Source organism: Curtobacterium sp. VKM Ac-2884 (genome assembly GCF_015350945.1).
Taxonomy (GTDB): Bacteria; Actinomycetota; Actinomycetes; order Actinomycetales; family Microbacteriaceae; genus Curtobacterium.
The window spans coordinates 49,863-72,568 of the sequence record NZ_JADKSA010000008.1 but is presented as its reverse complement, the minus strand read 5'-3'; the positions used below and the strand labels follow the sequence as shown (position 1 = coordinate 72,568).

Below are 22,706 nucleotides of genomic sequence, written 5' to 3'. Positions count from 1 at the left end.
TCGGTCACGACTGCTCCTCTGCTTCGGCGGCGTGCTCGGGGGTGGTGACGCTCAGGCCCTCGTCCGACGGGTCCGACGACGGCGTGACCGCTCGGGCCACGGCGACGGTGGCGAACACGCTCGTCGCCGCGATCACCACGAGCACGGGGATCCCGGTCAGGTCGCGCCGGACCACCATCGACGCCGCGATCACCACGAGCACGGTCGTCAGGACCATGTCCGATCCGATCATCCGGTCGAGGATCGTCGGGCCGCGCACGATCCGGAACACCGCGAGCGCGAGGGTGGCACCGAGCAGGGCCAGGACCAGGGCGATGCCGATCCCCATGACGACGACGGCGGCGCTCATCGGGTGACCTCCGGCAGCGGTTCGGACAGTTCGGAGACGTCCTGCTTCGAACCGAGGGCACGGATGACCATGGCCTCGATGCCGAGGGCCTCGCGACGAGCGGCCTCGACCTGCTCGACCCGCTCGGTGTCGAGCACGTGCAGCAGCAGGCGCCGGCGCCGCAGGTCGACGTCGGCGACGTACGAGCCGGGCACCAGCGAGATCGCGAGGGTCGCCAGCGTGAAGGTCATCTCGGCGGTGGAGTGCAGCTGCACGAGCGTGATGGAGCTGCGGCGGACACCCCGCGGCCGGAACGCGACCCAGGCGACCCGGAACGACGCCGTGATGACGAGTCCGGACCACACGACGAGGAACCGGACGGCGTGCACGATCGAGAACCGGGCCGACAGCGGGACCGGCGGGAGCGGCAGCGCCTGGGTGACGAGGAGCGCCACCACGATGCCGCAGAGCAGGGTCAGTGGCGTCCACGAGCCCCAGAGCAGGGCCCACAGGACGGTGAGCCCGGCGACGAGCGGGACGTCGTACCGCCACGCCACCGCGATGCGGCGGGCGTTCGCGACGTGTCGGGTGTCGGTGTTCACCGGTCACCCCCGAGGACGGCCTGCACGTACCGGTCCGGCGACTCGAGCGACTCCGCTGCGCGGCTCGCGTACCCGTAGAGCGGGCCGGCGACCACCGTGAGGGCGACGGATCCGAGGACCGCGACCGTCGTCACGCCGACGAGCATGCGCGGCAGCCGGACCTTGGTCGGCGCTTCGCCGACCGTCTCGGTCGACCCGGTGGCCGGACGGGAGGCACTGCTCGCGTGGGGTGCGTCGGTGACCGTCACCGAGCCTCCTGGGTGGAAGGCCTCACCCGTCTCCTCGGAGACGGTCAAGGGGGCGGGTTCCGGCGACCGCAAGGCTGCGTGCGGTTCGGCGGTCGTCGCGTGCGGTGCCGCGGCCTCGGCCGCGGGCTTCGGCCGCCAGAAGGCGGCGTCCCACACGCGCATCAGCGCGTACAGCGTGAGGAGCGACGTGACCACGCCGGCGGCGATCGTGACGTACGCCAGCGGGGAGCCGTCCTCGGCGGCGGCGCGGAACAGCCCGAGCTTGCCGATGAAGCCGGAGAACGGCGGGATGCCGCCCAGGTTGAACGCCGGGATCAGGTACAGCGCGGCCAGCAGCGGCGCGGCCTTCAACAACCCGCCGAGCGACCGGGTCGACGTGGTCCCCCCGACGCGTTCCATCAGGCCGGACACCAGGAACAACGTGGTCTGCACGACGATGTGGTGCACCGTGTAGAAGACCGCAGCCGCCGTCCCCGCGACCGTCCCGAGCCCGACACCCATCACCATGAAGCCGATGTGGCTGATGAGCGTGAAGGACAGCAGGCGCTTGACGTCGGTCTGGGACACCGCACCGAGCACCCCGACGACCATCGTCAACACCGCCACCACGAGCAGCACGTTGTTCAACTGCGGCCCGGGGAAGATCACCGTCTCGAGGCGGATGATCGCGTAGATGCCGACCTTCGTCAGCAGACCGGCGAAGACGGCCGTGACCGGGGCCGGGGCGGTCGGGTACGAGTCCGGCAGCCAGAACGCCAGCGGGAAGACCGCCGCCTTGATGCCGAAGCCGATGAGCAGCATCGTGTGCAGGAGCAGCTGCACGTGCTCGGGCAGCTCGGCGACGCGCTCGCTGATCTGGGCGATGTTGACCGTGCCGGTCGCGCCGTACACCAGGCCGATCGCGGCGAGGAAGATCGCCGACGCGATCAGGCTCGTGACGATGTACGTGGTGCCGGCCCGGACCCGCTGCTCGCTGCCGCCCAGGGTGATGAGCACGTAGCTCGCCACGAGCAGCATCTCGAACGCGACGTACAGGTTGAACAGGTCGCCGGCGATGAACGAGTCGAGCACGCCCGCGGCCAGCACGAGGTAGGTCGGGTAGAAGATCGTGACCGGGGCTTCACCGTCGTCGGCTGCGAGCCCCTGGCCGATCGAGAACAGCAGGACGATGAGCAGCACGCTGGCGCTCACCGTGAGGAGCAGGGCGCTGAGGCGGTCGACGACCAGCGAGATGCCGTACGGGGCGTCCCACCCGCCGACCTGCACGACGATGGTGCCGTGGTGGTCGACGAGCACCATGAGGGTCGCGGCGACGGCGAGTGCGACGACGAGCACCACGACGGTGATCGCTCGCTGGAGCTTCTGGTGCCGCAGGAGGCCGAGTGCGACGGCTGCGCCGAGCAGCGGGACGAGGACGAGGAGCGGGACGAGCCAGGTCATCGGTTCACTCCGTCCTGGTGCGGTTGGTGTTCGTGCGGATCGTCGGCGTCCTCGGGGGACTTCGGGTCGAAGTCGGCTTCCGGGTCGTCGTCGGGGTCGTCGCGTGTGCGGCCGATGGCGACGTCGGCTTCGTCGACCTCGACCTCGTCGGCACGGGACAGCTGCCACGAGCGGTGGATGAGGGCGAGCAGGAACGCGCTGACGGCGAAGGTGATGACGATCGCGGTCAGGGCGAAGGCCTGGGGGAGCGGGTCGGTGATGCCCTCGGAGGACTTGCCGATCGGCGGGTTGCCGGCGGCGCCCGACATCACCAGCAGGAGCAGGTTCAGGGCGTTGCCGAGCAGCAGGAAGCCGAGCAGCATCCGGGTCAGGGACCGCTCGAGCAGCAGGTAGACGCCGCAGGAGAACAGCACGGCCATCGCGATCACGAGGACGAGGGTGACGGTCATGTGGCGCTCCCTTCCGGGGTGGGGGCCTCGAGGGTGTCGCGGACCGACCCCTCGGTGGTGTCGCGGGTGGGTGCCGAGGCGTCTTCGAGGCGTTGCCGGTCGACCTCGGCGCCGAGGCTGCGGAGGACGTCGAGCACCAGGCCGACGACGACCAGGTACACGCCGATGTCGAAGAACGTGGCGGTGACGAACTCGACGTGGCCGAGGATCGGGACGGTCGCCTCGAAGAACTCGGAGTACAGGGCTTCGCGACCGAAGAACAGCGGCACGATCGCGGTGATCGCTGCCGTCGCGACACCGAGTCCGAGCAGTCGACCGGCACGGACCGGGGCGGCGGCGCCGAGTTCGGCCGGGCCACCCGCCAGGTAGCGGGCCGCCAGCGCGATGCCGGCGACGAGGCCACCGGCGAAACCGCCGCCGGCCGCGTTGTGCCCGGCGAACAGCAGGTAGACCGACAGGACGATGAGCCCGTGGAACAGCAGTCGGACCACGACGTCGAGGAGTGCCGAGCGGCCGGTCGGGATGGCGGCGCTCGTCGGCAGCCAGGCGCGCGGCTCGCCGTCGGTGCGCTGGCCGTCGGCCGTGAGCTTCTCCGGCAGGTCACGGAGCCGGGGCAGCGTGTCCTCGCGGGAGTTCACGAAGATGAGGCTCGCGACGCCCGTGGCCGCGGCGACGACGACGGTGAGTTCACCGAGGGTGTCCCACCCGCGCAGGTCGACGAGGGCGACGTTCACGACGTTCAGGCCGTGCCCGAACGAGCTCGTGAGCGCCGGCAGGTCCGGCCAGATCGGGTCGGCGGTGCGCGCCGAGGCGGCGACGATGACGACGATCGCCAGCGTGAGTCCGGCGAGCCCCGCGAAGAGCGCACGGACGATGCGGAACCGGCTCGGGTTCGTCGTCGCGATGCGCGGGGGGAGCCGCCGGAGCACCAGGACGAACGCGATGAGGGTGACGGTCTCGACCACGAGCTGCGTGAGGGCGAGGTCGACCGCGCCGTGCAGGACGAACAGGACGGACATCCCGTAGCCGGTCACGCCCACCAGGACGGCGGCGGCGAACCGGGTCTTCGCGGTGAGGACGGCGATGGCGCCGACGGACATCACGATGACGACCGGGATCTGCCCCCACGAGTCCGAGAACCGGACGTGGAACTCCCACGGCCCGCCGAGCACGAGGTTCGCGAGCGCACCCGCGACGAACACCGACAGGATCACCGTCAGGTAGTAGGGGAGCGAACCCCGCTGGACACCGGCGGTCAGGCCCGTCGCGAACCGGTCGAGGCCGCGCATGAGGTGCCGGTAGGTGCCCGAGGCGCTCGGGAACCCGGCGAGCTGGTGCTGCAGTGCCTCGACCGGACGTCGGAGGGCGAACAGCGCGAGACCGCCGACCAGGGTGACGGCCGAGATGCCGAGCGCCGGTTCGAGGCCGTGCCAGAGCGCGAGGTGTGGGACTTCCTCGCCGGGGAGCGCAGCCACCGTCGCGGCGGGCTCGATGCCGTGCGCGACCACCGGGGTCAGCAGGCCGAGGGCGAGACCGGTCAGTGCCAGGATCGACGGCACCACACCCAGGCCGTGCAGGGCGTGCGGTTCCGTCTGGGCGACCTCGGGCTTGCGGGCGAACGCTCCCCAGAAGAAGCGGAGCGAGTACGCCACGGTGAGCACCGAGCCGAGCGTCACACCGACGAGGGCGAACCAGGCCCAGCCAGCGTCGGGACCGTGCAGTGACTCGGTGAAGCCGGTCAGCACGGCTTCCTTCGCGACGAAGCCGATCGTCGGCGGGATGCCGCCCATCGACACGAGCGCGAGGGCGGCGACGACGGCCAGCCACGGTGCCTTCCGGCCGAGGCCGCTCAGGCGCCCGAGGTCGCGGGTGCCGGTGGTGTGGTCGATCGCGCCGACGACGAGGAAGAGCGTGGACTTGAACGCGGCGTGCGCCACGAGCAGGGCGACCCCGCCGAGCGCCACCGCGGGCGCGCCCCACCCGGCGGCGAGCACGAGGAACCCGAGCTGCGCGACGGTGCCGTAGGCGAGCAGGAGCTTGAGGTCGGTCTGGCGGAGCGCTCGGTAGCCACCGATGAGCATGCCGAGGACACCGAGCACGGTGATCGTCTCGCGCCAGCCGTCGAGCAGTGCGAACGCCGGAGCGAGCCGGGCCACGAGGTAGATGCCGGCCTTCACCATCGCTGCGGCGTGCAGGTAGGCGCTGACCGGGGTCGGAGCGGCCATCGCCGCCGGCAACCAGAAGTGGAACGGCACGATCGCCGACTTCGTCAGCGCGCCGAGCAGGACGAGGACCACCGAGACGGTGACGATCGGTCCGGTCGGCGGGGCAGCGATGATGCCGGAGAGCGAGGTCGTGCCCGCCGCGACCGACAGCATGACCAGACCGGCGAGCATCGCCAGACCGCCGGCGGTGGTGACGACGAGGGCCTGCATCGCGGCGGCACGGCTCGCACGCTTGTCGGCGTCGTGTCCGATGAGCAGGTACGAGAAGACCGTGGTGGCTTCCCACAGGACGAAGAGCACGATGACGTCGTCGGCGAGGACGAGCCCGAACATCGACCCGGCGAACGCGGTCAGCACGCCCGCGAACCGGCCGATCCCGGGTTCGTCGCGCCCGAAGTACGAGGCGCAGTAGACGAGCACGAGGGCCCCGACGATCGACACGACGAGCGCGAGCACCCACGACAGGGCGTCCATCCGCAGCGTGATCTCGAGGTCGAGCTGCGGGACCCACCGGTGCCGTTCGACGACGCTGCCGTGCAGGGCTGCGTCCGTCTGCAGCACCGTCAGCACGGCGGCGGCTGCGGGCGCAAGGGCAGCGACGTAGAACACGCGGCGGCCGAGGACGGGGGTCAGGGCGGGGACGATCAGGGCGACGATCGCGAACGCGACGAGGACGAGGACCATCGGGCACCTCCTCGGGGTCGGGCTGCAGTCCGGCTCACTGGGCCCTCACAGCCTACGAAGAGTGGGATGTGGAGAACCTGTGCGACCGGACAGCCTGCTCGCGCTCGGTTCACACTGTGAACACCACTCTGCCCGTGCTCCCGGCGGGCTGTCCGGCCCACGTCGCCTCGACGTCCGCCAACCGCACGGCCGTCGCATCCACCCGGACGGTGCCGTCCGCGATCGCACCGACGATGCCCGGCAGCTCGGCGACGAACCCGGCGCGACCGACCGATCCCTGCCCGCTGCCGACGATCGTCAGGCCCGAGGCGCGCAGTGCCGCGGACGGGATCGTCGCCTCGTGGCCCGCGGTGGAACCGATCGCGATCCAGTCGAGTCGGCGACCCGGTTCGGTGCGGGCGGTGACGACGGCGCGCATCACGTCGGCCGCGGGCTGGCCCCAGACGTAGTCGATGACGACGTCGACGTCGGCTGCCGCTGCGCCGAGGGTGTCGACGTCGTTCAACGGCAGCACGACGTCGGCGCCGAGGGCGGTGAGCGCCGCCAGTCGCCCCGGGTTGCGACCGCTCGCGACGACGTGTGCGGCACCGAGGTGCTTCGCCACCTGCACCGCCGCGGTGCCCGAGGCCCCGGTCGCGCCGAGCACGAGGACGCGGCTGCCCGGGGCGAAGTCGATCCGCCGGCGCAGGGCCACCCACGACGACAGCACCGGGTTCACGCCGGCTGCCACGGTGACCGGGTCGGCACCGTCGGGCAGCACGACGCTCGCCCGTGGGTCGACCGCGACGCGCTCGGCCATGGTGCCGCGGGTGTCGCTCGCGACGGCGACGTAGCGGAGCGTGCCGTCGGGGAACCGGGCGACGCCGTCGACGCCGGGGACCAGGGGGAGCGCGCCCTCGCTGGTGTAGTGCGAACCGTCGGCCTGCGACCGGACTCGCGGGTGGAGCCCGGCCGCGACGACGTCGACGACGACCTCGCCGGGGTCGGGAGTCGGTTCGCCGAACTCCTGCCAGGTCGGGGCGTGGCCGAACTCGGTGACGACTGCTGCGTGCATGGTGTCCTCCAGTTGCTTCGTGTTACGAACAAAGTAGTTCGCATCACGAAGTTCGTCAACTAAGCTGGAGCCGTGCAGGAGATGACCGAGGACGAGCAGCTCGTCGATGCCCTGGGCGAGGCCGCCTTCCGGACGATGGGTCCGCTGACCGGGCTCGCGGCCGATGCGGGGCTGTCACTGACGCAGCTGCGCGTCCTCGCGATCCTGCGTGACCGTCGTCTGCGGATCGGTGACCTGGCGCAGTACCTGGGGCTCGAGAAGTCGACGATGACCGGGTTGGTGGCGCGCGCGGAGAAGAAGGGGTTGCTCGCACGGCAGCCGAACACGGACGACGCCCGCGCGGTGGACGTCGTGATCACCGACGCCGGTCTCGAGGTGGCGCGCTCGCTCGAGGGTGCGATCCGCGATGCACTGCTGCCGCTCACCGCTCGGTTGCCGGAGCGGGACCGGCGGCAGCTGCGCGTGCTCCTGGAGCAGATGCTGCGCTGAGTCCTCAGCGGCCGTGCGCTCGTGCCGGGATCTGCGTCGCGAGCTTGCCGCCGGAGACGTCGAGCAGGGTGCCGGTGATGTAGCCCGAGGCGTCGCTCGCCACGAAGACGAGCAGGTCGGCGACGTCGTCCGCGGTCTCCCACCGGCGCAGCGACAGGGTGTCGAGCAGGCGGTCCTGGGCCTCGGCCGGCATGGTCGCGAATCCGTTCATCGCCGTCGGGACCATGCCCGGCGCGTACGCGTTGACGGTGATGCCCCACGGGCCGAGCTCCGACGCCAGCACCCGGGTGAACGAGACGACCGCAGCCTTGGACGCCGCGTAGGCAGCGCTGCCGACACTCGGCACGATGGCGGCGAACGAGGCGGCGTTGATGATCCGCCCTCGGCCCGCGGCCTGCATCACCGGCGCGACGGCCTGGCTCATCAGGAAGGTGCCGCCGAGGTTGACGTCCATGCACCGGCGCCAGGCGTCCCACTGCAGCTCGGCGACGGTGCCCTCGACGTTGATGCCGGCGTTGTTCACGAGCACGTCGATCGTGCTGTGGCGGGCGACGACCTCGTCGACGGCGGCCCGGACCGACTCGGGGTCGGCGACGTTGCACACGACGTGGTCGAGCGGGAAGTCGGGCTCGAAGGCCAGGTCGAGGGCGACGACGCGGCAGCCCTCGGCGACGAAGCGGTCGGCGAGCGTGCGTCCGATCCCGCGTGCTGCTCCGGTCACGACCACCACGCGGTCGGTCAGGTCGAGGTGCATCGTCGCTCCTGTCGTCGGTGCGGATCATCGGTGACCGCAATAGGCATACTATTCGAGCATGACGGATCAGCGTGTGCTCTGGGTCACCGGCGGCGGCAGCGGCATGGGTGCCGCGAGTGCCGAGGCTGCTGCGCGAGACGGGTGGACGGTGGTCCTGAGCGGGCGTCGCGTGGACCGGCTCGAGCAGGTCGCTGCGACGATCACGGCCGCCGGCGGCACGGCGGAGGTCCTGCCCCTCGACGCTGCCGATCCCGCTGCCGTCGCGTCTGCGCGGGACGCCGTGCTCGAGCGGTTCGGACGACTCGACGCGGTCGTGCTCGCCGCCGGGCTGAACGCACCGCGGCGCCGGTGGGACGACCAGTCGTTGCCGGACTTCCGCGCGATCGTCGACACGAACCTCACCGCGGTGGTCACGGTCGTCGACGCCGCACTGCCTGCGCTGCGCGAGTCCGGCGGCGTGGTCGTCGTGGTGTCGTCCTACGCCGGGTGGTCCTTCCAGCCCGGTGCCGGCGTCGCGTACTCCGCCTCGAAGACCGCGCTCGGTTCGGTCGTCCGGAGCCTCAACCAGCAGGAGGCTCACCACGGGGTCCGGGCGACGCACCTGTGCCCCGGTGACGTCGCGACCGACTTCCTCGACCAGCGGCCGTCGGTACCCGACGCCGCCGCACGATCGGTGATGCTGCAGCCGGAGGACATCGCCCGTGCGGTGTCGTTCGTGCTCGAGGCGCCGTCGTACATGCGCGTCGACGAGCTCGTGGTCAGCCCGGTGTCCCAACGGTGACCAGCACGTTCGACCGCGTCGTCGACGAACTCGGCGGAGCGATCGTCACCAGCGGCCTGCCCGCCGGACACCGGGACAGCATCGACGGGTTCGCCGTCCGCACGGGCGCCAGTCGGAGCATCGTCCGTGAGGCCGTCCGCGTCCTCGTCGCCCTCGGCCTGCTCACCGCGCGGCGCCGCGTCGGCGTCACCGTCCTCGGTGTGAGCGAATGGGACGTCCTGGATCCGCGCGTCGTGCGGTGGCGCCTCCGGGGCCCGGACGGTGACCGCGTGGCGGTCGAGCTCCGCGAACTCCGCGCGGCGGTCGAACCCGCCGCAGCCGCCGCAGCAGCCCGGCGGGCGCCGTTCGACGAGTGCGCGGACCGACGGGAGGCGCTCCGCACCACCGCGGACGAGCTCGCCGCCGCAGCGGCCCGCGACGACCGCCTCGACTTCGTGGCCGCCGACGTGCGGCTCCACGCGCTCGTGCTCGACCTGTCCGACAACGCGCTGTACCGACGGCTGCACCGCGTCGTGGGCCAGGTGCTGCGCGAACGCGGGAGCCTCCGTCCGGACCGGCACGACGTCGGCCTGCACATCGCGCTCGCCGATGCCGTCCTCGACGGTCACCCGGACGCCGCGGCCGCAGCGATGCGGGCAATCGTCGAGCGCACGTGAGCGGTGCCCCGCCGACCTGGGAAGATGGAGTCCGGTGCGCTCCTCCGGCGCCCGTGGAGGGTGAGCGTGGACGCAGCACAGGACCTGGTCGTCCAGCTCATCGGCACCCCGTGGACGTTCGTCGTGGTCGGCCTCGTGCTCGCCGTCGGCAGTGTCGCGGTCTTCCTCCCCAGCCAGGCGCTCGTCGTCGCGGTCGGCACACTCCTGGTGGGCGGTGACGGCGGCCTCCTGCCGGTCCTCGTCCTCGTCGCCGCGGCCACGATCGGCATGGTCCTCGGCGACCTCGGGCTGTACCACCTGGCGCGCTCGGTCGACCTCGGCTCGAGGTCGTGGTTCGCGCGTCCGAAGGTCCGCAAGGCCCGGGACGCCATCGACGGCCGCTACCGCGCGGCTCCCGGGCGCATCGCGGTCCTCGGACGCTTCATCCCGATGGGCCGGCTGACGACGAACCTGGTCGGCGCGGACAGCGGGCTCGACGTTCGGCGGTTCCTCGTCAGCTGTGTGCTCGCCGACGTCGTGTGGGCCGCGTACTGCGTCGGCATCGCGGCGGCCACCGGGCGCTGGAGTCGCGAGCAGCCCTTCCTCGTCACGACACTCGCGGTCGTGGCGTCGATCCTGCTCGGCCTCGCGGTCTCGGCGATCGAGAAGGCCGTGCGACGACGCAGCGAGGCGGCGGCCGCGGCCTGACGAACGTAGGGTGGGTACACCGTTCGAAGGAGAACCCGTGCTGCTCGACGACCTCGTGCCGGACCCTGACGCGCTCGAGCGCATCGCCACCGGCAGCACCTGGGCCGAGGGACCCTGCTGGATCCCGTCGTCCCGCACCCTGCGCTGGTCGGACATCCCCGGCGACCGGATCCTGCAGTGGCACGCCGACTCCGGCGAGACCTCCACGTACGCCGAGGGCGTCGAGTTCACCAACGGCCGGACCCTCGACCGCGACGGCAGCGTCGTCCAGTGCTCGCACGGGCTCCGGCGGGTGGAGCGGGACCGCGACGGCGTCGTCACGCCGATCGTCGACGCCTGGGCCGGCGGGCGGTTCAACTCGCCGAACGACGTCGTCGTCGCCCGGGACGGCAGCGTGTGGTTCACCGACCCGGCCTACGGCATCACCCAGCCGCGCGAAGGGCACCCTGGCGTGCGCGAGTACGGCGACCACTGGACGTTCCGGTGCGGACCGTCCGGTGAGGACCTGCGCCCCGTCGCGACCGACGTCGACGAGCCGAACGGCCTGGCCTTCGACCCGTCCGAGCAGGTCCTCTACATCGCGAGTTCATCGGGGGACGAACCGGTCATCCGCGCCTACGACCGCCGCGGTGACGGCGGCGACCTGCTCAAGAACGGCCGGGTGTTCGCGCGACTCGAGCCGGGCGAGGGCGCACCGGACGGCATCCGGGTCGACGTGCACGGCAACGTGTGGTCCTCGTCGCACCGCGGCGTCGTGGTGTTCGACCCCTCCGGCGAGCGGATCGGCGAGGTGGCCGTCCCCGAGGTGACGTCGAACCTGTGCTTCGGCGGCGGCGACGGCACGACGCTGTTCCTGACGGCGACGACGTCGGTCTACCGGATCGCCACGACGACGCGGGACGCTGCCGTATCCTGACTCGGCCATGCAGTGCGACTACTTCGACCGCGGGGTGTGCCGGTCGTGCACGCTCATGGGGCAGCCCTACGCCGACCAGGTCCTCGACAAGGAGCTCCGCACGCGCGAGCTCCTGCACGACGCCGTCGAGGCGGCCGGTGGCCCCGGAGCCGTCACGTGGGCACCGGCGATCACGAGCCCCGAGTCCGGGTACCGGAACAAGGCGAAGATGGTGGTCGGCGGCTCGACCGAGCACCCGACCGTCGGCATCCTCGACCACCGGCAGCGCGGTGTCGACCTGCGGCACTGCGGGATCTGCACGCCCGGCATCCGACACGCGCTGCCCCTGCTCGCCGACTTCGTCCAGACCGCGGGGCTGATCCCGTACGACGTCGCTGCCCGACGCGGCGAGCTGAAGTACGTCCTGGTCACCGAGTCGCCCGACGGCGAACTCATGGTGCGGTTCGTCCTGCGGTCCGAAGGGCAGGTGACTCGGATCCGGCAGTACCTCGATGTGCTGCGCGACGCCCTGCCGAACGTGGTGGTCGTCACGGCGAACCTGCTGCCCGAGCACAAGGCCGTGACCGAGGGCGACCGGGAGATCGTGCTCACCGAGCAGGAGACGCTGCCGATGCGCCTCGGCGGGATCACGATGCACCTGCGGCCGCAGAGCTTCTTCCAGACCAACACCGTCGTCGCCACCGAGCTGTACGCGCAGGCCTCGGCGTGGATCGACGAGCTCGACCCGGCGTCGATGTGGGACCTGTACTGCGGCGTCGGCGGGTTCGCCCTGCACGCTGCGCGACCGGGACGAGCGGTGACGGGCATCGAGACGAGTGCCGAGGCGATCCGTTCGGCGAAGCAGTCCGCGCGCGAGGCCGGGCTCGAGGGGCTGCGGTTCGCCGCCGACGACGCCACCGAGCACGCACTCCGCGCCCGACCCGACACGGTGCCCGAGCTCGTCCTGGTGAACCCGCCACGACGCGGGATCGGCGAGGCGCTGTCGACCTGGCTCGAGGAATCCGACGTGCAGCACGTCGTCTACTCGAGCTGCAACCCGGTGACCCTGGCGAAGGACCTCGCGCGCATGCCCTCGTTCCGGCTGCGCCGCGCGCGTGTGCTCGACATGTTCCCCCAGACCGGCCATCTCGAGGCCGTCACGCTGCTGTCGCGGGCGTGATCCGGGCCTCCTGGCCGTCATTGCCAGGGAACTGCCAAGGTGACGTACCCGGGTACGGGTCGATGACCATGGCCATGGGCATCGAGGCGTACAGGTTCAGGTGCGGGGTACATAGCACCAACGGGTAGAACCGTTTGTCTCGGTTTGATAACGGTGAAGAGTTTCCTATGGTTGCCGACCGAGGTGCCGCCGGCCCGATGACCACTGCCCCCGGTGGCGCACCCCACAACTGACCGCGATCGGTCGGGGTGGGCAGTGGATTCCGCGTTCGAAGCGGCTCGTGACCCCGGTGGAGCAATCACATGAAGAAGCTTTCCCGTACCCGCACCATCGTCGGCGGCCTCGCGTTCGCCGGCATCGCCGCGACCGGTGTCGGCCTCGCGGCAACCCCCGCGAACGCTGCGTCCGGCTCGACCTGGGACGCCCTCGCGCAGTGCGAGTCCGGCGGCAACTGGGCCATCAACACCGGCAACGGCTACTACGGCGGCCTGCAGTTCAACCTCGGCACCTGGCAGGCGAACGGTGGCGTCGGCAGCCCCGCCGGCGCGAGCCGTGAGGCCCAGATCGCCGTCGCCGAGCGTGTCCTCGCCACGCAGGGCTGGGGCGCCTGGCCCGCCTGCTCGGCCCAGCTCGGCCTGAGCGGCACGAGCGGTGCCGCACCGGCCGCCGCTGCTCCGGCTCCGGCAGCCCCCGCTGCTCCGGCCCCGACGCAGCAGGCCGCGCCGGCTCCCGCTGCCCCGGAGCAGGCCGCACCGAGCACCCCGGCTCCGGCACCCGCGCAGGAGGCCGCCCCGGCAGCCACCACGCCGAGCAAGCCCGCCGCCGTGAAGACGAGCGGCAAGACGTACACGATCGCCTCGGGCGACACGCTCGACACCATCGCCACCAAGCTCAAGATCGACGGCGGCTGGAACAAGCTGTGGGCCGCGAACACGTCGACCATCGACGACGCGAACCTCATCTACTCGGGCCAGGAGCTGCAGCTCCCCGCCTGATCGTTCCACGGAACGAACACGACGACGCCCCGCGACCTCGGTCGCGGGGCGTCGTCGTGCGTGGTGCGTGTCGAGAGGGACGGGAGCGCTACTGCTGGTTGTCGGCCAGCCAGCCCGCGACGTCGTCGGACCGCAGCGCCTGCGAGAGCGAGTCGACGGCCAGGCCGTTGAGCGTGACGTAGGACTGCCCGTCCGGTGCGGTCCCCGATCCGGCCGTCGGCACGGTGAACGTCGTGAGGTCGTCGGGCCGGAGATCGCGGAGGGACCACCCGAGGTCGACCAGGGTCGGGAACGTCAGCCCCGGGTCGACCGCGAGGTGCTTGCTCGTGGCGGTGACGAAGTCCTGGATGCGTCCGGGGTTCGTGATCGCGCCCCGCGAGAACAGCCCCTGTGCGATGCCCCGCATGAACGCCTGCTGGTTCCGGACACGGGTGTGGTCGGCGTCGGCGAAGGAGTACCGCTCGCGGACGAAGGCGAGTGCGGCGTCACCGTCGAGCCGGTTCGCGCCGGCGACGAAGTCGTGGCCGCGCGCGTCGAAGGCTCGAGAGGAGTCGACCGTCACGCCACCGAGTGCGTCGGTCATGCCCTTGAACCCGCCGAACCCGATCTCGGCGACGTGGTCGACCCGGACGTCGAGCAGCTGTTCGACGGTCTGCACGGTGAGTGGGATGCCGCCCCAGGCGTACGCGGCGTTGATCTTCGCGCGCCCGTGTCCGGGGACGTCGACCCACGAGTCGCGCATGATCGACATCAGGTAGACGGCCCTGCGGTCGGCGGGGACGTGCGCGAGCATCAGGACGTCGGATCGCCCGCCCGAAGCGTTGCCGACGTCCGGGTCGTCCTTCGTGCGACGGTCCGAGCCGACGAACAGGATGTTCTCCGCGCCGTCGGTCGCAGCGGGGCGATCGCCCTCCGGGAGAGCGTCGGGGATCGTCTCCGTGTGGGTGTCGTAGCTCCGCGCGATGTTGCCGACGAAGACACTCGCGACGGGCGCGATCACCGCGGCGATGCCGATCAGCGACCCGATCGTCGCGATGAGCGCCACGAGGAACGGGCGTCGGCGTCGGAGGCGCCGCCTGCTGCGGGTGGCGGTGTCGGCGGTGTCGGCGGCCAGGCGGGCCGCCCGTCGTTCGGACATGCGGGACTCCTACGGGTTCGCGTCGGCGTGCCACCGACCGCCCCATCGTACCGCATGTGGTATTTCAGGTACAGCGTGTCAGTTGGTCGGCCGACGCGACTTCCCGAGCAGTTCCGTCAGCGCCGTCCGCAGTGCTGGATCGTCCGGCAGGACCTCGCGCTCGATGTGCCGAGCGGTCTCCCACGCTCGGCGTCCGTGATCCGTCACGGTCACGAGGCGCCGGCGTCGGTCGTCGGGGTGCGGGGTGCGCTCGACCAGGCCGTCCCGCTCCATGCGCTCGAGCGTCCGTGACATCGTCTGCGGCTGCACCCGCGCCGTGCGGGCGATCGTGTCGGCGCCGGTGGGCCCCGTGCGGATCAGGATGTCGACCGCGATGAGGGCGGCGTGCGGCAGCCCGATGGCGCGGAGGCGTTCGTCCCAGTCTCGCTCGACCGAGCGTGCCGCGGCCGACAGGAGCCGGCCGAGGGGCCACTGCTCGGTCGTGTCGTCCATGCGCGCAGTCTACGGTCGACACCGGTCGTGATCAGCTTCGAGACCGTCTAGTAATCAGCATGCTGACGATCGGTGTACGCTCGCCGTCGTGTCCCGCTTCCTCCGCATCGTCCTCCCCGCGCTCGTCATCGTGGTCTGGCTCGCGATCGCCTCCGTCGGTGGTCCGTACTTCGGCAAGATCTCCGAGGTGTCGACGAACGACCAGACCTCGTTCCTGCCGGCATCGGCCGACGCCACCAAGGTGCAGGAGCGGTCGTCGGAGTTCCGGCAGGAGTCGGGCGCACCCGCGATCATCGTGCTCGAGCGCGACGGCGGCATGTCGTCGTCCGACCTGACCGCGGCGAAGGACCTCGCGACCCAGCTCGGTGACCGCGACGACGTCGAAGCCGTCAGCCCGGCGATCCCGAGCGAGGACGGCGACGCGGTGGAGATCGTCGCGACCCTCACCACGGCAGCCGACACCGGTGACGCGGTCGAGGCGATCCGCGCCGACGTCGACGACTCCCTGCCCAGCGGTGTCAGCGGGTACGTCACCGGGCCCGCCGGGTTCACCGCCGACCTGACCGAGGCGTTCGCCGGCATCGACGGCCTGCTGCTCGGGGTGGCGCTGGCCGCGGTCTTCGTGATCCTGATCATCGTCTACCGGTCACCGCTGCTGCCGATCCTCGTGCTCGGCACCGCGACGTTCGCCCTGTGCGCCTCGATCCTCGTGGTGTGGTGGCTCGCGAAGGCCGACATCGTCACCGTGAACGGCCAGGTGCAGGGGATCCTGTCGATCCTGGTGATCGGCGCCGCGACGGACTACGCCCTGCTCTACACGGCGCGTTTCCGCGAGGCGCTGCGCGACCACCGCACCGGCTGGGGTGCGACGAAGGCGGCCCTGCGGGGGAGCCTCGAGCCGATCCTGGCCTCGGGCGGCACCGTCATCGTGGGCGTGCTCTGCCTGCTGCTCTCCGACCTCAACTCGAACAAGGCGCTCGGTCCCGTCGCCGCGATCGGCATCGCGTTCAGCCTGCTCGCCGCCCTGTCGCTGCTGCCCGCCCTGCTGCTCGCGTTCCGTCGCGCTGCGTTCTGGCCGCTCCGTCCCGCGTACGGCAGCCCCCACCCGGTGCTCACCGGACCGGACGCGCGCGGCATCTGGGCCCGCGTCGGTCGGCTCGTCGCCAAGCGTTCCCGGGTGGTGTGGATCGTCTGCACGGTCGGGCTGCTCGCGATGGGCACGGGCCTGGTCGGGCTCAAGGCCGACGGGGTCCCTCAGAGCGACCTGGTCATCGGGGCCTCGCAGGCACGCGACGGGCAGGACGTCCTGTCCGACCACTTCCCCGGCGGCTCCGGCAGCCCGGCGCAGGTCATCGGGTCGGAGCGCGACCTCGACGCACTCGTCGACGCCGTCACGGGGGTCGACGGCGTCGACGGCGTCGTCGCCGCCGCGAAGGACGCACCGTCCGGAACGGTGCCCGTGACGAGCGACTCGAACCCGAGCGGTGCCGCCGCCGCTCCGACGGTGTCGCGGGGCGACGTGCTGCTCGAGGCCACGCTGTCCGACCCGGCCGACTCCGACGCCGCCGAACAGACGGTCCGCGACCTCCGCGCCGCCGTCGAACGGGTCGATCCCGGCGCGGTCGTCGGCGGCGTCACCGCGACGGCCGTCGACACGAACGACACCGGGATCCGCGACCGCACGCTGATCATCCCCGTGGTGCTGGTCGTGATCCTGCTCATCCTGATGCTCCTGCTCCGCAGCGTCGTCGCACCGCTCGTGCTCATCGGCAGCGTGATCGTGTCGTTCGCGGCGGCCCTCGGCGTCGGCGCGCTCGTGTTCGACCACGTGTTCCACTTCCCCGGTGCGGACCCGAGCGTGCCGCTGTACTCGTTCGTGTTCCTGGTCGCGCTCGGGGTGGACTACAACATCTTCCTCATGACGCGGGTGCGGGAGGAGGCGCTGCGGCACGGGCCGCACGAGGGGGTCCTGCGCGGACTGGGAGTCACCGGCGGGGTGATCACCTCGGCTGGCGTGGTGCTCGCGGCGACGTTCGCGGCCCTCGGTGTCATCCCGATCCTGTTCCTCGTGCAGATCGCGTTCGTCGTGGCGTTCGGCGTCCTGCTCGACACCATCGTCGTCCGTTCGCTGCTCGTGCCGGCGATCGCGTACGACCTCGGTCGGCGGGCCTGGTGGCCGTCGCGCCTCTCGCGCGCGAACCATCACATGTGACACGCTGGGTGCATGCCAGTTCCTTCGACGCAGCCCGCCGCCGAGCGCAAGCTCCTCCGTGACACCGTGCAGGACAAGATCCGCGACGCGATCATGGACGGCACGCTGGAGCCCGGCGAACGGCTCAACGACGACGACCTGATCGCGTGGCTCGGGGTCTCCCGCACCCCGATCCGCGAGGCACTGGCGGAACTCGCCCGCGCCGGCCTGATCGAGATGGCACCGAACCGCTACACCCGTGTGGCGGCCCCGACGAAGGACGAGCTCCTCGACGCCTACCGCACGCTCGGCGTCATCTACGGGGGCGTCGTGCGCCTGGCGGTGCCCAACTTCACCGAGCCGCAGCGCAAGAAGATCGTGAAGATGCTCGACGACGTCATCGCGCGGGTCGGTGCCGACGAGCAGGACCAGGTCGCCCGCAACGGCGCCGACATCTACTCGCAGTGGGCGGACGCCTGCGGCAACCCGTCGCTCGTGCAGCTCTGCCGGTCGACCACCGACGGACTGTCCTTCAAGCTCCGGGTCCCCGAACTCGCCGAGCTGATCCCGGCCGCGGTGATCCTGCCCGAGCTCGCCAACCTCAAGGCAGCCGTCCTGGCGAAGGACCCGATCGCGGCCGAGCTCGCGATGGAGGCCATCCACCTGCTGCCGTCGCGCGCGTAGCGCTCCGCCGCCCCGCGCGACCAGGAGACCGGACGGGAGGCCCGTGGCGACGCCGCCACGGGCCTCCCGTCCGCCCTCACGCGCGTCTCGGGCGCGAAAGCGACAGATGTCCGCGAACATTCCGCGGCAGACTGTCGCTTTCGCGGGAATCCCGTCCCGGCGGGCGGCGGGCGGCGCGCCGCGACGCCCGCGTCAGTGCGCGACGGCGCTGATCATCCCGAGGCCGACGCTGATGCGGTCGGCGACCTCGATGAGGTCCTCGGCGAGGGAGTCCAGGTCGCGGTCACGCAACTGCGTCAGGCGCCCCGAGATCGACAGCGCCGCCGCGATCCGCCCCGAGGCGTTGCGGATCGGTGCCGCGATGCAGAACCGGCCGAGCGCGAGTTCCTGGTTCTCCTCGCACCAGCCGCGCTTTGCCGAGACGGCGAGGTCGGCCGTCAGGGCGTCGTGCGTCGTGATCGTGTGGTCGGTGTACCGGGCCAGGTCGTCCCCGAGCAGCGAGCGGCGCTCGTCCGGCGACAGGTCGAGCATGAGCGCCTTGCCGAGCGCCGACGCGTGCATCGGCTGCCGCATCCCGATCATCGTGTGCGACTTCGGCGCGAGCGACCCCTCGAAGTGGCAGAGGTAGATGCACGACGCGGCGTCCTGCACGCCGACGTTGGCGGTCAGCCCGACCCGGTGCGCGAGTTCCTGCGCCGCTGAGCGGCTCTCGCGGTGCACCGGGTTGTGGTTGAGCCCCTGGCTGGCGAGCTCGAGCACGGCCCGACCGACCGAGTACGCCTGGGTCTCCGGGTCGCGTCGGACGTACTCGAGCGACTCGAGCGTCGCCAGGAGCCGCCCGGTGGTCGAGGTCCCCAGCCCGATCGCCCGCGCGATGTCGGAGGCTCGCACCGCGCCGTCGGACGCGCCGAGCGCACCGAGGACCGCTGCGGCTCGCTCGATGCTCTGGTTCGGAGGGGTGGTCGCCATCCCCTCATTCTGGCCCGTCCCGGCGCGCGTCAGGAGACCTTCACGGCGCTCGCGGTGACGAACGGGGATCCGTTCGTCGCGGTCACGACGACCCGCAGGGCCGCCGTGCGCACCGGATCGACGTCGTGGATGCGGTGGCGGTGCCGGTTCGCGTCGACCGCGGCGAGCGTCCGCCAGGTCCCGTCGACGCACGCCTCGATCCGGTAGTCGCGGGCGAGTGTGGGCACGGCGTCCCAGGGGGTGCGGTGGTGGTGCAGGTTGATGAGGTCGGCGTCGACGTCGTCGTTCCAGACGATGCGCACCTGGTGGACGTCGACGGGCTCCGCCCAGTCGAGCGCGAGCACGGCTGCGCCGACACCCGCACCGGACGACCACATGTGCGGTCCGCCGAACGGGCGCTGGTGGCCGTCGCTGACCCGGGAGGCCCGCCACGCGTCCGTCTCGCCGGCTGCGGTGAACGCGAACGCGTGTCCGCGCAGGGCGCGCGCCTCCCAGTCCGTCACGGGCTGTCCGGACTCCTCGGGGATGTGGTCGTCGAACTGCTCGTCGTCGGCGGCGCGGGCGCGCAGGGCCATCACGCCGTAGGGGTGTCCGTCGGTCAGGACCAGGCGGACGCCGGGCTGCCGACGGACCACGACGACCGCGTTGCACGGTGCGTCCGGGTGGAAGTCCAGATCGACGACCGCTTCGCCCGGTCCGGCGGCGACGTGTGCGGAGTGCGTGCTGACGTGGTCGATCGGGGCGTAGTTCTGGGGCTTGCCGGTGGTCCAGAGCTCGATGGTGAGATCGGTGTCGTCGTCCGCCTCGGTGCGGAGCCGGAACTCGCCGAGCGCGGGGTCGGCGGGCAGGAGGACCGCGACGTCGCGATCGAGGTCGAAGCGGTCGGCGGTCGCGAACGGCGTCGTGTCGATCGTGGTCAGCTCGCTGCTCGCGGTGATGCGGGCGGCGCGGGCCAGGTCGGCGGGGTCGTCGGCGCGGACCCCGATGACCGGTGCGTCCTCGCGCAGCAGGGTCTGCTGCAGCAGGGCGATCTGCTCGGTGCCGAGGGAGCGTGGTGTCGTGCCGTGCCGGGCGACCAGGTGCGCGGCGGTGCCCGCTGCCTGCCCCTGGGCTGCGCAGGTGGCCATCACTCGGGTGGACCCGAAGGCGACGTGCGACGCGGAGATGTCGCGGCCGGCGAACAGCAGGTTCGACACGTTCGCCGAGTACAGCGACCGGAACGGGATGTCGTAGGTGCCGTCGGTGTACCGCTGCTGGGCGCCGGCGGTCTCGGCGTAGACGCCCTCGACGGGGTGCAGGTCGATCGACCAACCGCCGAACGCCACCGTGTCGGGGAACGAGCGCTGCTCGAGCAGGTCCTGCTGCGTCAGGGTGTGGTCGCCGACGAACCGGCGGTACTCGCGCTTGCCGGGGATCGCGCCCACCCAGTCGAGCGTCAGGGTGTCCGCGTCGAACGCCCCCGAGTTCTTGATGTGGTCCCAGATGCCGTAGACGACACCCCAGAGCTCGTCGCGGATGCGTTCGTTTTCGGCGACGGTGTCGAGTTCGCCGCCCCACTCGATCCACCAGTAGTTGCAGCCGTTGTCGCCGGTCCGGATCGCCCGGTTCGCCAGGATCGGCGTCGTGGACAGGTCGACGGCGATCGACGGCGGGACGAACCGGTCGTACCGGCCGGTGTCGTGCGTCGAGAAGAAGACCGAGCTGCCCAGCAGTTCGTCGTCCGCCTGCTCGGGTGCCCAGGCTTCGCCGTGTTCGTCGCGGCCCTCGCGCCCGATGCGGTACTCGGCGCCGGCGAGGGCTCCGACGAGGCCGTCGCCCGTGCAGTCGAGGAACACCGGTGCCGTGAACGTCGTCTCGATCTCCGACCCCATGGTCCAGCCCGTGACGGCGGTGATGCGCGGTGGGCCGACGGCGTCGTCCGTCGTCTGCACGGTCCGGACGTCGGTGTTGAGGTGGAGGTGCACGTTCGGCTCGGCCCGGACCAGGTCGAGCACCACCTGGTCCCAGTAGACCGCGTTGCCCTGCGGGTTCCGGTACTGGTTCTCGAGGAAGAGTTCGCCCATGATCCCGGTCTCGCGGGCGAACCGCTGCGTGCCGTGCGCCGTCGCGCCGACCACCCACACCCGGATCTCGCTCGAGGCGTTGCCGCCGAGGACCGGGCGGTTGGTGACGAGGGCGACGCTCGAGCCGAGGCGGGCGGCGGCGACGGCCGCGCTGACACCGGCGAGACCGCCGCCGACGACCACGACGTCGTGGTGCTGTTCACGGGATTGCATGCTCGGAACGGTATCACTCGGTGGCGCGTCTTTCCCACTGTGTGGCAATGTGTGCCCGACGAGTGCTATCGTCAACGAATTCTCGACAACGAAGTGTGAGGCCCACCCATGAGCGACGGAACCCGGACGCACCCCAGCGTCGATGCCGCCACCGCCCCCGACGTCCAGGTGGCCCTGGGCGACGACGCACGCCGCCAGGGCATGCGGAAGGTGATCGTCGCTGCGGGCGTCGGCCACTTCGTCGAGTGGTTCGACTTCGGCCTCTACGGCACGTTGGCGACCGTCATCTCGCTGTACTTCTTCAAGCAGGGCGACCCGCAGGTCGCACTGCTGTCGGCCTTCGCCGTGTTCGGTGCCGGCTTCGTGATGCGTCCGCTCGGCGGGTTGTTCTGGGGGTCGCTCGGTGACCGGGTCGGCCGGAAGACCACGCTGGCGACGGTCATCCTGATCACGAGCGGCGCGACCGCCGTGATGGGCATCCTGCCGACGTACCAGAGTGTCGGGATGCTCGCGCCGATCCTGCTCGTCGTGGTGCGGCTGGTGCAGGGCTTCGCCGCCGGTGGCGAGGGCGCCGGGGCGACGACGCTCCTGGCCGAGTACGCCCCGTCGAACCGGCGCGGCTTCGTGACGAGCTTCATCGACGTCTTCGGCTTCGCGGCGTTCATCGTCGGTGGCGGCCTGGTCTTCCTGTTCACGGCGCTCGCCGGCGACGGGGCACTCGAGTCGTGGGGCTGGCGTGTCCTGTTCCTGATCGCCGTGCCGCTCGGCCTGGTCGGGCTGTACCTGCGCACGAAGCTCGAGGACACCCCGGAGTTCCGCGCGCTCAAGGCGAAGGGCGAGGTGGCCGCGAACCCCCTGCGACGCTCGATCCGCACGGGGTGGAAGGCCCTGCTCTTCTGCGTCGGGTTCGTCGTCCTCAAGGCGGTCGGCCACTGGATCCTGCAGACCTTCATGCCCTCGTACCTGCAGGTCGACCTCGGGTACTCGCCACTCGTGTCCTACGGCGTCGTCGTCATCGGGTTCCTGGTGATCGCCGGGCTCGTGCCGTTCTTCGGGCTGCTCTCGGACAAGATCGGTCGGAAGCCCGTCATGCTCGCCGGGTGCGCGGGGTTCCTCGTGCTGACGTACCCGACGCTCATGCTCATGGACGCCGGCAACTTCTGGGCTGCCGCAGCCGCGATGGTGTTGCTCGGCCTGTTCATGGCGGCGTTCGACGGGGCGGTGAGTGCGGCGATGGCCGAACTGTTCCCGACCGCCATCCGCTACGGGTCGATGGGCATCGCCTACAACATCAGCGTCGCGGTCTTCGGCGGCATCACGCCGTACTTCGCCACGTGGCTGATCAGCGCGACGGGCAACACCTTCGCGCCGGCCTTCTACGTGATGGCGGCCGCCGCGATCACCGGCGTGACGGTCCTCCGCGCACGCGAGACGCACAAGCAGGGGCTCGCTGCCGAGTGAGCTGCACGTGAGGGGTGTCGCAGGGGCT

Annotated in this window: 21 protein-coding genes; 10 read left to right on the top strand and 11 right to left on the bottom strand. The window is 71.5% G+C overall.

Going from position 1 to position 22,706, the window contains the following annotated elements:
• Window positions 1-4 precede the first annotated feature (4 nt).
• The 6 genes from ITJ60_RS18175 to ITJ60_RS18150 form a co-directional block, all read right to left on the bottom strand.
• Window positions 5-349, bottom strand: coding sequence for a sodium:proton antiporter (locus ITJ60_RS18175; RefSeq protein ID WP_123294605.1), 345 nt, complete (start codon window positions 347-349; stop codon window positions 5-7).
• Window positions 346-930 (bottom strand): Na+/H+ antiporter subunit E, encoded by a 585-nt coding sequence (locus ITJ60_RS18170; RefSeq protein ID WP_123294606.1) that lies wholly within the window; start codon window positions 928-930, stop codon window positions 346-348. The genes ITJ60_RS18175 and ITJ60_RS18170 overlap by 4 nt, the downstream gene beginning before the upstream one ends.
• Window positions 927-2,618, bottom strand: coding sequence for a Na+/H+ antiporter subunit D (locus tag ITJ60_RS18165; RefSeq protein ID WP_194648955.1), 1,692 nt, complete (start codon window positions 2,616-2,618; stop codon window positions 927-929). The genes ITJ60_RS18170 and ITJ60_RS18165 overlap by 4 nt, the downstream gene beginning before the upstream one ends.
• Window positions 2,615-3,067 carry a Na(+)/H(+) antiporter subunit C gene (locus ITJ60_RS18160; protein WP_111085885.1) on the bottom strand — a complete coding sequence of 151 codons (453 nt, stop codon included), beginning with the start codon at window positions 3,065-3,067 and terminating at the stop codon, window positions 2,615-2,617. The genes ITJ60_RS18165 and ITJ60_RS18160 overlap by 4 nt, the downstream gene beginning before the upstream one ends.
• Window positions 3,064-5,976 carry a Na+/H+ antiporter subunit A gene (locus ITJ60_RS18155; RefSeq protein ID WP_194648954.1) on the bottom strand — a complete coding sequence of 971 codons (2,913 nt, stop codon included), beginning with the start codon at window positions 5,974-5,976 and terminating at the stop codon, window positions 3,064-3,066. Before ITJ60_RS18155 ends, ITJ60_RS18160 begins: the two co-directional genes overlap by 4 nt.
• A 109-nt stretch (window positions 5,977-6,085) precedes the next feature.
• Window positions 6,086-7,030 carry a quinone oxidoreductase family protein gene (locus ITJ60_RS18150; protein ID WP_194648953.1) on the bottom strand — a complete coding sequence of 315 codons (945 nt, stop codon included), beginning with the start codon at window positions 7,028-7,030 and terminating at the stop codon, window positions 6,086-6,088.
• A gap of 81 nt (window positions 7,031-7,111) precedes the next feature.
• Between ITJ60_RS18150 and ITJ60_RS18145 the strand changes: the two genes are divergently transcribed.
• A complete protein-coding gene (locus ITJ60_RS18145) occupies window positions 7,112-7,519 on the top strand; it encodes a MarR family winged helix-turn-helix transcriptional regulator (protein ID WP_194648990.1) in 408 nt (135 codons plus the stop codon).
• 4 nt (window positions 7,520-7,523) lie between these two features.
• On the opposite strand, the gene ITJ60_RS18140 is transcribed toward ITJ60_RS18145, so the two are convergent.
• The gene (locus tag ITJ60_RS18140; RefSeq protein WP_123339134.1) at window positions 7,524-8,273 is read right to left on the bottom strand and encodes an SDR family NAD(P)-dependent oxidoreductase; all 750 of its coding nucleotides are present in this window, start codon (window positions 8,271-8,273) and stop codon (window positions 7,524-7,526) included.
• Window positions 8,274-8,331: 58 nt separating this feature from the next.
• Here ITJ60_RS18140 and ITJ60_RS18135 point away from each other — a divergent pair, with 58 nt between their 5' ends.
• The 6 genes from ITJ60_RS18135 to ITJ60_RS19430 all read left to right on the top strand — a co-directional run bounded on the left by ITJ60_RS18135 (window position 8,332) and on the right by ITJ60_RS19430 (window position 13,467).
• Entirely contained in the window at window positions 8,332-9,054 is a 723-nt protein-coding gene (locus ITJ60_RS18135) for an SDR family oxidoreductase (RefSeq protein WP_194648952.1), read from the top strand.
• On the top strand, window positions 9,051-9,710 hold the full coding sequence (locus tag ITJ60_RS18130) for a FadR/GntR family transcriptional regulator (RefSeq protein WP_194648951.1): 660 nt from the start codon (window positions 9,051-9,053) through the stop codon (window positions 9,708-9,710). The genes ITJ60_RS18135 and ITJ60_RS18130 overlap by 4 nt, the downstream gene beginning before the upstream one ends.
• A gap of 66 nt (window positions 9,711-9,776) precedes the next feature.
• On the top strand, window positions 9,777-10,397 hold the full coding sequence (locus ITJ60_RS18125) for a DedA family protein (protein ID WP_194648950.1): 621 nt from the start codon (window positions 9,777-9,779) through the stop codon (window positions 10,395-10,397).
• 40 nt (window positions 10,398-10,437) lie between these two features.
• Window positions 10,438-11,313: an SMP-30/gluconolactonase/LRE family protein gene (locus ITJ60_RS18120; RefSeq protein WP_228510655.1), complete on the top strand. Its 876-nt coding sequence runs from the start codon at window positions 10,438-10,440 to the stop codon at window positions 11,311-11,313.
• Between the two features lie 7 nt (window positions 11,314-11,320).
• A complete protein-coding gene (rlmC, locus tag ITJ60_RS18115; protein ID WP_194648948.1) occupies window positions 11,321-12,472 on the top strand; it encodes a 23S rRNA (uracil(747)-C(5))-methyltransferase RlmC in 1,152 nt (383 codons plus the stop codon).
• 302 nt (window positions 12,473-12,774) lie between these two features.
• A complete protein-coding gene (locus ITJ60_RS19430) occupies window positions 12,775-13,467 on the top strand; it encodes a transglycosylase family protein (RefSeq protein WP_131844842.1) in 693 nt (230 codons plus the stop codon).
• An 88-nt stretch (window positions 13,468-13,555) separates the two neighbouring features.
• Here the strand turns inward: ITJ60_RS19430 and ITJ60_RS18105 are convergent, their stop codons facing one another.
• Both ITJ60_RS18105 and ITJ60_RS18100 read right to left on the bottom strand, forming a co-directional pair.
• Window positions 13,556-14,605, bottom strand: a complete 1,050-nt coding sequence (locus ITJ60_RS18105; protein ID WP_194648947.1) for an LCP family protein — start codon at window positions 14,603-14,605, stop codon at window positions 13,556-13,558.
• A 78-nt stretch (window positions 14,606-14,683) separates the two neighbouring features.
• Window positions 14,684-15,097 (bottom strand): MarR family winged helix-turn-helix transcriptional regulator, encoded by a 414-nt coding sequence (locus ITJ60_RS18100; protein ID WP_194648946.1) that lies wholly within the window; start codon window positions 15,095-15,097, stop codon window positions 14,684-14,686.
• An 88-nt stretch (window positions 15,098-15,185) separates the two neighbouring features.
• On the opposite strand from ITJ60_RS18100, the gene ITJ60_RS18095 reads away from it, so the two are divergent.
• Window positions 15,186-17,309, top strand: a complete 2,124-nt coding sequence (locus tag ITJ60_RS18095; RefSeq protein WP_194648945.1) for an MMPL family transporter — start codon at window positions 15,186-15,188, stop codon at window positions 17,307-17,309.
• Window positions 17,310-17,321: 12 nt separating this feature from the next.
• On the top strand, window positions 17,322-17,972 hold the full coding sequence (locus tag ITJ60_RS18090) for a GntR family transcriptional regulator (RefSeq protein WP_123339124.1): 651 nt from the start codon (window positions 17,322-17,324) through the stop codon (window positions 17,970-17,972).
• A 192-nt stretch (window positions 17,973-18,164) separates the two neighbouring features.
• On the opposite strand, the gene ITJ60_RS18085 is transcribed toward ITJ60_RS18090, so the two are convergent.
• Window positions 18,165-18,941 (bottom strand): IclR family transcriptional regulator, encoded by a 777-nt coding sequence (locus tag ITJ60_RS18085; RefSeq protein WP_159570672.1) that lies wholly within the window; start codon window positions 18,939-18,941, stop codon window positions 18,165-18,167.
• Window positions 18,942-18,970: 29 nt separating this feature from the next.
• The gene (locus ITJ60_RS18080) at window positions 18,971-21,217 is read right to left on the bottom strand and encodes an FAD-dependent oxidoreductase (RefSeq protein WP_194648944.1); all 2,247 of its coding nucleotides are present in this window, start codon (window positions 21,215-21,217) and stop codon (window positions 18,971-18,973) included.
• Between the two features lie 108 nt (window positions 21,218-21,325).
• On the opposite strand from ITJ60_RS18080, the gene ITJ60_RS18075 reads away from it, so the two are divergent.
• Complete coding sequence (locus ITJ60_RS18075; protein WP_194648943.1) at window positions 21,326-22,678, top strand: MFS transporter; 1,353 nt, start codon at window positions 21,326-21,328, stop codon at window positions 22,676-22,678.
• Window positions 22,679-22,706: the final 28 nt, after the last annotated feature.

Bases quoted from the DNA above. Each gene is read 5' to 3' on its own strand.
- ITJ60_RS18100 (WP_194648946.1), bottom strand. From the start codon at position 15,097: ATGGACGACACGACCGAGCAGTGGCCCCTCGGCCGGCTCCTGTCGGCC.
- ITJ60_RS18135 (WP_194648952.1), top strand. From the start codon at position 8,332: ATGACGGATCAGCGTGTGCTCTGGGTCACCGGCGGCGGCAGCGGCATG.
- ITJ60_RS18175 (WP_123294605.1), bottom strand. From the start codon at position 349: ATGAGCGCCGCCGTCGTCGTCATGGGGATCGGCATCGCCCTGGTCCTG.
- ITJ60_RS18090 (WP_123339124.1), top strand. From the start codon at position 17,322: ATGCCAGTTCCTTCGACGCAGCCCGCCGCCGAGCGCAAGCTCCTCCGT.
- ITJ60_RS18105 (WP_194648947.1), bottom strand. From the start codon at position 14,605: ATGTCCGAACGACGGGCGGCCCGCCTGGCCGCCGACACCGCCGACACC.
- ITJ60_RS18080 (WP_194648944.1), bottom strand. From the start codon at position 21,217: ATGCAATCCCGTGAACAGCACCACGACGTCGTGGTCGTCGGCGGCGGT.
- rlmC (WP_194648948.1), top strand. From the start codon at position 11,321: ATGCAGTGCGACTACTTCGACCGCGGGGTGTGCCGGTCGTGCACGCTC.
- ITJ60_RS18140 (WP_123339134.1), bottom strand. From the start codon at position 8,273: ATGCACCTCGACCTGACCGACCGCGTGGTGGTCGTGACCGGAGCAGCA.
- ITJ60_RS18075 (WP_194648943.1), top strand. From the start codon at position 21,326: ATGAGCGACGGAACCCGGACGCACCCCAGCGTCGATGCCGCCACCGCC.
- ITJ60_RS18155 (WP_194648954.1), bottom strand. From the start codon at position 5,976: ATGGTCCTCGTCCTCGTCGCGTTCGCGATCGTCGCCCTGATCGTCCCC.
- ITJ60_RS18145 (WP_194648990.1), top strand. From the start codon at position 7,112: ATGACCGAGGACGAGCAGCTCGTCGATGCCCTGGGCGAGGCCGCCTTC.
- ITJ60_RS18160 (WP_111085885.1), bottom strand. From the start codon at position 3,067: ATGACCGTCACCCTCGTCCTCGTGATCGCGATGGCCGTGCTGTTCTCC.
- ITJ60_RS18150 (WP_194648953.1), bottom strand. From the start codon at position 7,030: ATGCACGCAGCAGTCGTCACCGAGTTCGGCCACGCCCCGACCTGGCAG.
- ITJ60_RS18085 (WP_159570672.1), bottom strand. From the start codon at position 18,941: ATGGCGACCACCCCTCCGAACCAGAGCATCGAGCGAGCCGCAGCGGTC.
- ITJ60_RS18165 (WP_194648955.1), bottom strand. From the start codon at position 2,618: ATGACCTGGCTCGTCCCGCTCCTCGTCCTCGTCCCGCTGCTCGGCGCA.
- ITJ60_RS19430 (WP_131844842.1), top strand. From the start codon at position 12,775: ATGAAGAAGCTTTCCCGTACCCGCACCATCGTCGGCGGCCTCGCGTTC.